At 58.7% G+C, this 11826-nt stretch carries 9 protein-coding genes; 6 read left to right on the top strand and 3 right to left on the bottom strand.

The window, feature by feature from the left end; genetic code table 11:
• Positions 1–508: 508 nt before the first annotated feature.
• The 6 genes from purE (at position 509) to ACESMB_RS12505 (ending at position 7874) form a co-directional block, all read left to right on the top strand.
• A complete protein-coding gene (gene purE / locus ACESMB_RS12530) occupies positions 509–1000 on the top strand; it encodes a 5-(carboxyamino)imidazole ribonucleotide mutase (protein WP_372925037.1) in 492 nt (163 codons plus the stop codon).
• A gap of 174 nt (positions 1001–1174) precedes the next feature.
• Positions 1175–2293 (top strand): 5-(carboxyamino)imidazole ribonucleotide synthase, encoded by a 1119-nt coding sequence (locus ACESMB_RS12525; protein ID WP_372925036.1) that lies wholly within the window; start codon positions 1175–1177, stop codon positions 2291–2293.
• 71 nt (positions 2294–2364) lie between these two features.
• On the top strand, positions 2365–2943 hold the full coding sequence (gene sodB, locus ACESMB_RS12520) for a superoxide dismutase [Fe] (RefSeq protein ID WP_348294967.1): 579 nt from the start codon (positions 2365–2367) through the stop codon (positions 2941–2943).
• A 257-nt stretch (positions 2944–3200) separates the two neighbouring features.
• A complete protein-coding gene (locus ACESMB_RS12515) occupies positions 3201–5267 on the top strand; it encodes a putative bifunctional diguanylate cyclase/phosphodiesterase (protein WP_372971698.1) in 2067 nt (688 codons plus the stop codon).
• 43 nt (positions 5268–5310) lie between these two features.
• A complete protein-coding gene (locus ACESMB_RS12510; RefSeq protein ID WP_372925034.1) occupies positions 5311–5898 on the top strand; it encodes a LemA family protein in 588 nt (195 codons plus the stop codon).
• Positions 5899–5909: 11 nt separating this feature from the next.
• Positions 5910–7874, top strand: a complete 1965-nt coding sequence (locus ACESMB_RS12505) for a M48 family metallopeptidase (RefSeq protein ID WP_372971697.1) — start codon at positions 5910–5912, stop codon at positions 7872–7874.
• 16 nt (positions 7875–7890) lie between these two features.
• On the opposite strand, the gene gspD is transcribed toward ACESMB_RS12505, so the two are convergent.
• From gspD to gspN, 3 genes are read right to left on the bottom strand one after another with little or no spacing between them, the layout of a single operon-like run.
• Positions 7891–9843 (bottom strand): type II secretion system secretin GspD, encoded by a 1953-nt coding sequence (gene gspD, locus ACESMB_RS12500; protein ID WP_372925032.1) that lies wholly within the window; start codon positions 9841–9843, stop codon positions 7891–7893.
• Between the two features lie 30 nt (positions 9844–9873).
• Complete coding sequence (locus ACESMB_RS12495) at positions 9874–10686, bottom strand: type II secretion system protein N (RefSeq protein WP_372925031.1); 813 nt, start codon at positions 10684–10686, stop codon at positions 9874–9876.
• 41 nt (positions 10687–10727) lie between these two features.
• Positions 10728–11522, bottom strand: coding sequence for a type II secretion system protein N (gene gspN, locus ACESMB_RS12490; protein WP_372971696.1), 795 nt, complete (start codon positions 11520–11522; stop codon positions 10728–10730).
• Between the last annotated feature and the right edge of the window lie 304 nt (positions 11523–11826).

Below are 11826 nucleotides of genomic sequence, written 5' to 3'. Positions count from 1 at the left end.
CTTCCGGTTTATTGCCGGCAGAGCCGGAACGCACTTCATCATCATCTGGACGGATCGGTTCCATAACAGCTCCATGATATGGACGGTAAGGGTAACTAGTGTCCCGTCTGGCTAATTCGTTAATCTACTGAGCCACAGAGGGCCTTGAGAGCTAGGCGCGGTGGCGAAGGTTTGGTGGCTCCAAATCGAGACAGCGCAACGCGGCTATCAAGGCCCTCTGTGGCTCCCGAAGGGCGAGACGCTGGGGCTTCTGGCCGGTGTTGCCAGCCCTTGATGTGGAACCACCACACCTGCGGACTGGCGCCTTGGCCAGAAGCCCCAGCGTCACGCAGTAGATTAACGAATTAGCCAGACGGGACACTAGGCCTGATAATACCCGTACCTGGCGGCGCAGCAAAATGAAGGCCAGGAAACATACTCCCGCGTGATGCGGGACTATCGTCTGTTTGCATGGTCACTGGGCCTTACATACAATGGCCGGCTTTCTCACACATCAGGACTGTTGCATATGCAGCCGCTTGTAGGACTCATCATGGGCTCGAAGTCAGACTGGCCCACCATGGAACACGCCGCCGAAATGCTGGACAAGCTGGGCGTGCCTTACGAGACGAAAGTCGTCTCTGCCCACCGCACCCCGGACCTGCTGTTTGATTACGCCAAAACCGCCGCCGGACGCGGCCTGAAGGTCATCATCGCCGGCGCCGGCGGTGCTGCCCATCTGCCGGGCATGGTCGCTTCACAGACGTCATTGCCGGTACTCGGTGTTCCTGTCCAGTCCAAAGCTCTGAACGGCCTTGATTCCTTGTTATCAATAGTGCAGATGCCTGGAGGTATTGCGGTTGGCACTCTGGCCATCGGCAAGGCCGGCGCTACCAATGCCGGCCTGCTCGCTGCGCAGATTATCGGCACATCCGACGCCGATGTACGCAAGGCGGTTGATGAATTCCGTGCGAACCAGACGCAGACTATTCTGGATAATCCTGATCCCAGCGATCAGTGAATACAACTCCATAGTCGGCTGAGCGGGTCGGGGCAGGCTTTCCAAAACTGTGCGGAGCCATGGATGGCGGAGCTCAAGCGCCACAGGGATGTGCTTGAGCGTGTTTTGGAAAGCCTGCCCCGACCCGCTCACAACACCGAACTTTTGCAGATGCCTAATGGCAGGAGATAACAGATGAGAATTGGTGTTCTAGGGGCTGGTCAGCTTGGACGCATGTTGGCGTTGGCTGGTTACCCGCTGGCCAAGACGTTTGTTTTCTATGATATGTCGGGTAGTCCCAGTGCCGGGCTCGGTGAGGTTATTATCGACCGGGACGGGCAGTATCTGGATGATTTTATCTCCCGTGTAGACCGTGTCACCTACGAATTCGAACACCTACCGGTCGACGTAGCCGAGCGAATCGCGAAGGAAAAACCCGTTCACCCCTGCCCCCGGGCGCTGCAGGTTTGCCAGAACCGCGAACTGGAAAAAACGCTTTTCGGTGAACTTGGTATCCCTACCCCGAAATGGAAAATCGCGGACAGCGCCGAATCCCTGCAGGCTGCCGCTGAAGAACTGGGTTGTCCGGTTGTCGCAAAATCTAACACCGAAGGTTATGACGGCAAAGGCCAGGCAGTTCTCCGTTCACCGGCAGAAGCCGCTGCAGCCTGGCAGTCAATCGGCCATCCGCGCCTGATCGTCGAGAAGTTTGTCGAGTTTCGCCGTGAAGTCTCCATCATCGCTGTGCGCGCTGAGGACGGTGAACTGGCGTTTTACCCCATGGCGGAAAACGCTCACCACGAAGGCATCCTGCGCTACTCCGTTGCACCGGCACCGGAGCTCGAAAAGTACGTGCAGGAAGACGCCGAGCGGTATACCAAGGCGTTACTGAACGAACTGGGTTATGTGGGCGTATTAACCCTGGAGCTGTTCGAAACTGCCGATGGTCTGGTGGCCAATGAGATGGCGCCGAGGGTGCACAACTCGGGCCACTGGAGTATTGAGGGGGCCATGACAAGCCAGTTCGAGAATCATATTCGCGCCGTAAGCGGTCATCCGCTCGGAAGCACCGCGCCGCGTGGGGTCAGCTGCATGATCAATATCATCGCGGAGCATGGCGATATTGAACGGATCCTCGAACTGCCCTACGCTCATGTACACCTCTATAATAAAGGCGAGCGCCCGGGGCGGAAACTCGGCCATGTGACCGTTCTGGCGGACAGCTACGAAGAACTGGTATGGCGGATCAGGAACTGCGCGCAGTTCCTGCCCGGCTGTCCGGAGTTCGACAGCACACTGACGGCAAGGGGTTGATATTACTCAGAGCGCCCCTATATTTAGGTTCTACATCCACATAAACAGAAAGAATCAGGGAGAACGACCTCATGGCATTTGAACTTCCCGCACTGCCCTATGAAAAGAACGCACTGGAACCGCACATCTCTCAGGAAACTCTTGAGTATCACTACGGTAAACACCACAACACTTACGTGACCAAGCTCAACGGCCTGATTGAAGGTACAGACAACGCCAACAAGTCGCTCGAAGATATCATCAAGAGTGCCAGTGGCCCGCTGTTCAACAACGCAGCCCAGGTCTGGAACCACACCTTCTACTGGCACTGCCTGAGCCCGAACGGCGGCGGCGAGCCAACCGGTGCTGCCAAGGATGCCATCGAGAAAGCCTTTGGCTCCTTCGAAGACTTCAAGAAAGAATTCAACGACAAGGCCGCCAATAACTTTGGTTCAGGCTGGACCTGGCTGGTCAAGAAAGCAGACGGCAGCGTGGCCATTGTGAACACCAGCAATGCCGAAACCCCGCTGACCACCGCAGACAAGCCGGTACTGACGGTTGATGTCTGGGAGCACGCTTACTACATCGACTACCGCAATTCGCGGCCGAACTATCTGGAAGCGTTCTGGAAGCTGGTCAACTGGGATTTCGTCAACGAAAACCTGGCGTAATAACGCTCCAGCCTTTCTGCAGTGAAGTCTGCACAAAACGCCCGCTACGTTGCGGGCGTTTTTTTGTATCTGCTCGGAACCCCTCCATTACAAAATGATACACCTGAACCCTGAATTATCTGAAAAAATTGCCGATACTGGAGGTAGTAGCTGAAAACTGATCCATACTTATAGAATAACAGTCGACCGGGAGTACCCTAGCCCACTGGAATGCGGTGCCGGGTCTCATTCAGTTGTAACGAATCATACAGGCCTCCATGCAAAATTTCTTTGAGGTAGAACATCGCCTGGGGTACCGGGTTCTGAGATGGGTACTGGCAGTTGCGCTGATCAGCGGGATTCTTGTCAGCACCATCCAGGTCATCCTGGACGCCAGACGGGTATCCGCCTCACTCGATGCGCAGGCCAAGCAGACCATGGCGCTGGTCAGGGATGCCTCGACACAGGCCGTTTTCAGCATCGATGTCGACCTGGCACAGCAGGTTGTCGATGGCCTTTTCGCCCAGGAATCGATGCACCTGGCACGCATCACGCACCCGGAAGGCGAGGCCCTGGGCCGCCGTGATCGGCCACTTCAGGACAGCCCCTTTCGCCCTCTGACCGATCCGTTTTTCGGGGCCGAGAGAAGCTATCACCAGGAACTTGCCCGCAACGACAGCTCCAGTAGCAGGAAGGTTTACGGCTACCTTGAACTGCACTACGACACCGGCCCTGCAGCTCGCACCTGGCTTGAGCGTGCGTCTGTCACCTTCGGCTCCGGTATCGCCATTGCCGTGATTCTTGGCATGGTCCTTTTCGTGGTATTCCATTTGCTGCTGACTCGACCGCTGTTGCGAATTGTCCGATCGGTAAAACAGGTAGATCCGGATCACCCCGACGACAACCTCATTCGTCTTCCGCAGGGCCACCAGAAAGACGAGCTCGGCCTCTGGGTCAATGCCACCAACAACCTGCTGGTGGCCATTGGTGACAGCCAGACCCGACACCGGGAAGCGGAAGACCGTGTTAACCGGCTTGCCAGATACGACCAGCTCACCGGCCTGCCCAGCCGGGACACCTTTATGGAGCTGCTGCAAACCGATATCGAAGAAGCCCGGGAAACCAGGTCTGTTCTGTCCCTCATCTGCTGCGGCATTGATGATTTCAAGTCCATCAACGAGCAGTGCGGCTTCCGCACCGGTGACCTGATTCTTCAGGCGGTCGCAGACCGCCTTACGCGGATACTGGGGGGCACACGCTTCACCATCGCCCGCCTGGGCAGCGACCAGTTTGTTATCGTGGAAAAAGGCCTGCGGGACGGTTTCCAGGCGGCAAACACCGCAGACCGCATCCTGGCGTCAGTGAGCAGCCCGATGATCTTTGACGACCAGTCCGTGACCATGACGGCAACCCTCGGTATTGCCCTGTTCCCGGGCGACGCTGAAAAGGCCGACCGGCTGTTGCAGAGCGCCGAGCAGACCATGGCGCTGGCCAAGGAAAGCGGGCACAACTACTTCCAGTTCTACGTTGCCAGCGTCGACCAGGAGATCCGTGAACGCAAACAGCTTGAAAAAGACCTTTCGGTCGCACTGAACAATCACCAGTTCCACCTGGTATACCAGCCGCAGATCAACCTGGAGACCCGTCGCATCATTGGCGCCGAGGCGCTGATCCGCTGGGAGCATCCGGTCAAGGGCCTTATTCCGCCGGACCACTTTATCCCCGTTGCCGAGATGAACGGCAGCATCGTGGAGATCGGCCAATGGGTGCTTGACCAGGCCTGCTGGCAGGCCGCTCGCTGGGCCAGCGATGGCATGCCCCTGAGGATTGCTGTCAACCTGTCGGCGGTACAGCTGCGCCAGGATTCCATTGTTGACGAGATCCTGGACACTCTGAAACGCCACAACATCCCGGCCGGGCGGCTGGAACTGGAAGTAACCGAAACCAGCTTCATGACCAACCTGGAAGAAGCCGTGGACAAGCTCAAACGCCTTCACAGGGCGGGCATCAGCATTGCCGTGGATGATTTCGGAACCGGATATTCGTCGCTGACCTACCTCAAGCGCATGCCGGTACAGCACCTCAAGATCGACAAACAGTTCATCCGTGACCTGCTGATCAATGAAGAAGACACCCGGATTGCCAATACCATTATCGACCTTGGCAAAAGCCTGAACCTGACGGTTGTGGCGGAAGGTGTCGAAACGGCAGAACAGGAATATTACCTCGCCCAGAGAGGCTGCCAGCTGGCGCAGGGATATTTCTTCAGCAAACCACTCAAACCCCGCGATTTTGAGAAATTCGTCGCCGGCTTTCACGGCAAAATCGTGGAGAATAATGCCTGAGCAATGAACACCCAACCCGATCCCCAGCACGCAAGGAGTTGCCATGGGAACCACACTGATTGGCCTGATTGTTATTGCCGTAGTCGTTCTCTTTATCGTCTATCTCTACAACCGCCTGGTTTCGCTGCGCAACCAGGTCAAGAACGGGTTCGCCCAGATTGATGTGCAGTTGCAGCGCCGCCACGACCTGATCCCGAACCTTGTGGAGTCGGCAAAGGCCTACCTCTCCCATGAGCGCAACACGCTTACCGAAGTGATGGAAGCCCGCAACAATGCCGTCAGCGCCCAGAAGGATGCCGCCGGGGATCCCGCCGACGGCGGCAAGATCCAGAAACTTGGCAGTGCCGAAAACATGCTTTCCAAGGCCCTCGCCAATTTCTACGCGGTGGCGGAAAACTACCCGGAACTGAAAGCCAACGAGACCATCCAGCAACTGATGGAAGAACTCTCCAGTACCGAGAATCGCGTTTCCTTTGCGCGCCAGGCCTACAACGATGGCGTAATGGCCTACAACATCTTCCGCGAGCAGTTCCCCAACAACATTGTTGCCGGGCTGTTTGCCTTCAAGCCCTCCTCTCAGCTGGAACTGGAATCCCCTGAGGCCCGCCAGGCCCCGAAAGTCGCCTTCTGAGGCCTTCTGCCATGGCACACCAGGGATTTTTCCAGCGCCAGGCCAGCGCCCGCCGGAATACCGGAGTACTCGTGCTCCTGTTTCTGGCGGCGGTGGCCATCATCACGCTTTGCGTCTGCCTTGTGGGCTACCTGGTGACCCGCAGCGAGACGACCGGGCTGGCGTTTGCAGACTGGCTGATCAGCCGTCACGGCCTTCTTACGTCACTGGCCGTGGTGAGCCTGATTGGCATTGGCTCGCTGATCCGTTGGGTCGACCTGGCCGGAGGCGGCGACAGGGTCGCGAAAATGGTCGGGGCCAGGGCCATCGACCCAGACACCCGGGATTCCGATGAACGCAAATTGCGCAACATCGTTGAGGAAATGGCCATTGCCAGCGGAGTGAGTGTTCCGGATCTTTACGTGATGGACCACGAGACCGGCATAAACGCCTTTGTGGCCGGCTATACGCCCGGTGAAGCCGTGATGGTGGTAACCCATGGCGCCCTCACCCAACTAAGCCGTGACGAGCTCCAGGGCGTGGTTGGCCACGAGTTCAGCCACGTCCTGAACGGGGATATGCGGCTCAACGTTCGCCTGATCGCTATTCTGGCCGGTATTCTCATGCTCGGACAGATTGGCAGTTTCCTGCTGCAAACCTCTTTTTTGCGTCGTTCCCATCTGTCTGCTCACAGATCCGGCGACCGACGGGGGACCGCCATCTTCGGGATCGTCGGGCTCGCCCTGGTGGTGATAGGATACGTGGGGGTTTTCTTCGGCCGGCTGATACAGTCAGCGGTTTCGCGGCAGCGGGAAATGCTTGCAGACGCCTCCTCTGTGCAGTTTACCCGCAACCCCGAAGGCATTGGCGGTGCGCTGTTCAAGATCGGCCTCAAAGGGGGCTATCTGGATACTACCAGCCATGCCAGCGACATGAACCACATGTGCTTTGGCGAAAGTACACGGATGAAATTCACAGCACTGCTGGCCTCGCACCCGCCGGTAAAGGAACGCATCGAAGCCATTCAGCCGGGTATGTTTGCACGGCTTCGCAGCCGCCTTCGGGACACCGAATCTGCCGAAACCCTGCAGTCCGCAGGGTCACCTTCGCCAGCGTCAGCCATTCCTGAAGCTGCGGCAGGCTTTGGTGGCGGTAATACCAGTAATACCTCGCCGCTGAACACCCAGCGGCCTCAAAAGATATCCGGCACCGTAGGCACGGTTAACCGGCGCAGTGAGGATTACGCGGTAAGCCTCCTTAACAGCCTGCCCTCCACCTTCCGCAACCTGCTTTATACCCGCGCTGGCGCCATCCAGCTGTGTTACGCACTGCTGGTTCACCAGCTGCCACCGCAGACAAGGCAGCAACGGCTGGCGCTGATCGACGCCGGTTCGATCCTTGGCCCTAACCGGGAATTGCTGGAAAAGCTGTTACCCGGCCTGGAATCCCTGGGGCCAGGCGTGAGATTTCCGGCACTGGAACTGGCCATGCCCGCGCTGCGAAAACTGGACCCGGACGAGCGCAGCCTGCTGATGGCCAACACAGAAACACTGATCAGGGCCGACAACCGCCTGAGCCTCTTCGAACTGGCGATGCATACCTTTCTCCGCCGTCATCTCGCCGGTGATTCTGCGCGGGTGGTGCCGGTGCGTTATCGCAGCTACCGGCCGGTAATGACACAACTGCAGGTTCTGTTCAGCCTGATGGCGAGAGCCGGTGCGGAAGACGAGCGTAACAGGCAGGCACTCTTTGCTGAGGCCATGGCGGGCTTCGTGTCGAACGGGAAGCAATCAGAACTGCTTACGGAAGTGTCGGTGACCCGGTTGCGACAGGCGCTGCTGACGCTCAATAGCCTGTCACCCCTGCTCAAGCCGGGCATTATCGATGCCTGCGGACATTGCGTACTGGCCGACGGCAAAGTTAACGCCAGCGAGTATGAGCTGATCCGCCTGGTGGCAGACCAGCTCGACTGCCCGATGCCGCCGCTCAGCGCCTAGGCCCGGCGGCGGGGGCTCAGTCAGTCCGCGGGTTGAACAGTGAGTCCTTGTCCGGCGGGTTCTCAGGGTCAGGCAGGCCCAGCTTGCGGCGCACACCGAGATTGATTTCCCACAGGCTCTGGAACTTCTCATCCGTGGCTGCGATCGACTCGGCCTTGCCCAGCATGATAGTGGGCCGGAGGAACACCAGCAGGTTACGCTTCACCCGGCGTTCCGACTCCGACGAGAACAAACGGCCCAGCACGGGAATGTCTCCCAGCAGGGGCACCTTGCTCTTGTTGATCTGCAGATCGTCAGTGGTCAGGCCGCCAAGAACGATGGTTTCCCCGTCGTCCGCCAGCACGGTGGTCTTGATTTCACGCTTGTTGGTAATGATGTCCGAGGCTGACTCGACACTGTCGCCAATATTCTCGGTGGTCTGTTCCACTACCAGACGCACCAGCCCATCGGCACTGATGGTGGGTGTCACCTTGAGCGTCAGGCCAATGTCCCGGCGCTCGATGGTCGTGAACGGATTGGTGGTGCCGTCGCCGGTAACCGTTGATTCGCCGGTGCGGAAGGGCACGTTCTGGCCGACAATAATTTCCGATTCCTGGTTATCGAGGGTAATGATACTGGGCGTCGACAGCAGGTTGGCTGCGGCGGAGGTCGACAGAGCCTGCAGGAGGATTCCCCAGGAAATGCCGTCCTCATCACGCTGGCCGGCGCCAATAGTAATGCCACCTGCTGCGGGTGAAATGAGCGACTCGGACAGGATCGCCCCAAGCACATCCCCCAGGCTGTTACCAACGTTGTTGAAATTGGTCCCGGCTACCGGTGTGGACTCACCCGACTCGTCGCCGACGGCAAGCTGCACCCCGAGGTCCTGGCCCAGCTCGTCGCTGATTTCGACAATGGCGGCCTCGATCATCACCTGGGCACGGCGCACGTCCAGCGCCTGCACAATCTGCTCGGCCTCCTGCATCATCGACGGTTCGCCCCGCACTACCAGGGCGTTGAGCCCCTCATCAGCAAACACTGCGAAGCCGGAGTTGCGGCTGCTGCCTGAGCTGCCACCGGATGAACCGCCAGAGCCTGAGGACTCTTTCGCCAGCTCACCCATCACACCCTTGAGAATCTCCGTCAGGTTGTCCGCGTCGGCATGGCTCAGACGTATGACTTTGGTGGTGCCACCGGTGGCTGAGGGCTGGTCCAGCTTGGTAATCAGGGCGCGCATCTTGTCGCGGAAGGTTTCATCACCGCGAAGAATCAGCCGGTTACTGCGCTCGTCCGCTGTTACGCTGTACTTGCGCGCTGCGTTCTCTCCGCCGCCCTGGCCCAGTTCGTCCGGTGCCAGCTCCTGCAACAGCTCCACCATGTCACCGACCCAGGCTTCCTCCAACTGGATGACTTCCACTTCGTACTTGGAAGGGCTGTCCAGTTCCCGGACGATCTGCTCAATGCGCCGGATGTTGGCGGAATGGTCGCTGACGATCAGTGCATTGGCTGCGGCAACCCCTGCCAGATGGCCGTATTTCGCCACCAGGGGCCGCAGAATCGGCACCAGTTCCAGGGCATTGGCGTTATCAATCTGGATCACCCGGGTGATCAGCTGTTCCGAGGGCGTTTCCGTAAACCGGTCCAGCGATTCCGCGGACTGCTTGGCGTCCACCTGCTGAACCACCTTGATCACTTCCTCGCCGGGAATGGCGGTGAAACCATGCACCTGCAGCACCGCCAGGAACAGATCATAGATTTCATCCTTGTTCATGGGGGCGCTGGACAGCACGGTGACCTTGCCTTTAACCCTTGGATCCACCACGAAGCTGTAGCCGGTAATATCCGCCACCTGGGTCACAAAGGCGCGGATATCGGCATCCTTGAGGTTCAGGCGCCAGGTTTCATCATCCTGGCCATAAGCGACAGACATCAGGGGCAACAACAGGGCTACTACAAAAGCCCGGAATAGATTGGATCTGTGGTTAAGCATCTGGCGTTCTTGTCCTATTGTTAAATCCGTTCATCGCCACTGTTCGGGTATGGCATAGCTTACGGTCAGAATGGATCCGTCCCGTTCAATTTCAATTTCCAGTTGCGACTGCGACCGCCAGTCCTCAAGCAGCGTCATGTCCTGCTCAAGGTCACCCAGGCGCTGCCCGTTGATGGCAGTTATCACATCGCCTGCCCGCAGGCTGACGGCATTGAGCATGGCACTGGAGCCATCGTAAACATAACCGGAGCTGCCATCGTCACCCGCAGGGCTCAGACCATAGGGTGCCAGGGCCGCGACACCCTGGGAGTCAAGTTGCTCCCGGGCTTCACTCAGGAACTGTTCCGGCGAGGCGACATCCGGTTCTTCTTCAACGTCCTCAACCATACCGGCTGACGACTCTTCATCAAATGCCAGGCTTTCATATTGCCCGTTGCGACGAATCAGAATCCGGCCCGGTTCCACTTCCGAAAGCTCTGCGTTGCCGGGCAAAACATCCCCCACGCGATAATGTTCCGTTACGCCATTGCTTCCCGCCACTATAGCACCGGAGTCTTCCGGGCGCTCTGCCACCAGCACACCCTCAAGCCTGAGATTCAGGCGGGTCTCCGGTGCGGAACGCCGGACCACTTCCGCCACTCTTGTCTGCTCGGAAGCCCTGCCGAAGAAGTGATGGGCGGCCATTGGTTGCAGGCGCCTGGAAGCGGCCTCTGTTCCGGCGCTGCTTGCCAGTGACGAAGCTTCTGCAACCGGGCGCTCGTCCCATGCAATCAACCACGTAGTCTGCGCCAGTATCCAGGCAAGATAAACCACCAATCCGACCAACAGGAGATTGGCCAGCAAGTGCGGTATTCGAGAACCAACCGATACGGATGCCACAGGGATCACAGGGCACCTCCCGGAATCAGGGGCTGCCTGACACGGAACACCACGTCGTCAGGCCCCGCAGAGTCAGGCCATGGCTGATCGGCCAGATCCACCATACGTTTATAGACCCGTAAATCCATCATGCCGTTCCAGCGTATTGCGGCCTCCGCTGCAGGGCCATCGCCGCCCTGCTCCGCAACAACCAGGGCGACACCATCGTCAGTGCTGTCGAGGGTGGCCTGCATGGGTGGAAAATCTGCCCGCCCGACGCTGTTTCCCATGGGCCATGTCACCTCACCACCGGCCCAACGGCCTGTTCCATCAGCCCCGGTGACACGGCCGTCCCGCCACGAAAGCTCCAGCCGGTCAACGGTGACATCTCCTTCAATCACGGCGCCACCACTGCGCCGGATCAGATCCTCAAACTCGCCGACAGCCAGCCTTCCCCTTGCATCCAGGCTGCCGGAACCCTGCCAGTCGACCGTAACACGACCATCAACCGAGGATTGTGACGAGACCAGTGAAAACCTGACCGGCAATGAAAGCCCGCCCAAAGACGGGGCGCCAAGTTGCCACTCCAGGCGAACAGGATAGCCAGCCACTATGGCCCCGGCGGCGCCGGACCAGGCTTTGCCGGACACCTGCCGCACCTGCACTTCCGGAGGCAGTTGCATACGGGCGGAAGCCTGCTGCCACAGCCACCCGGCAGGGACAAGAACCACCAACGCAGCCAGATAAACCAGCAAGCCGGCAAGGGTCAGCAGGAAGACCTTGCCGGGTCTGAGAAAGGCTTTTGCTGGGGTTTCGCTCATACGGTGTCACAAAGATGGATGGCCGGTTGCCGAGTCTAGCAAAGCCATTTCGCAAGTTCATGACAAAAAAACAAAAAACCCCGCGTCAGTGTGAACCAACGCGGGGTTTTTACGGGTTTCTGGGGTCATTCCTCAAAAATGAGAAATGATCCGGGTCAGGCCGGCATCACATCATGCCGCCCATGCCCCCCATTCCGCCCATGCCACCCATGTCCGGCATACCGCCGCCGCCGGCGCCTTCTTCCTCCGGCTCGTCCGCAATCATCGCCTCGGTGGTGATGATCAGGGAAGCCACGGAAGCGGC

Source organism: Marinobacter sp., from assembly GCF_041686475.1.
Taxonomy (GTDB): domain Bacteria; phylum Pseudomonadota; class Gammaproteobacteria; order Pseudomonadales; family Oleiphilaceae; genus Marinobacter.
Note: the sequence above shows the minus strand (reverse complement) of the source record. Positions and strands in the feature narration are given on the sequence as shown.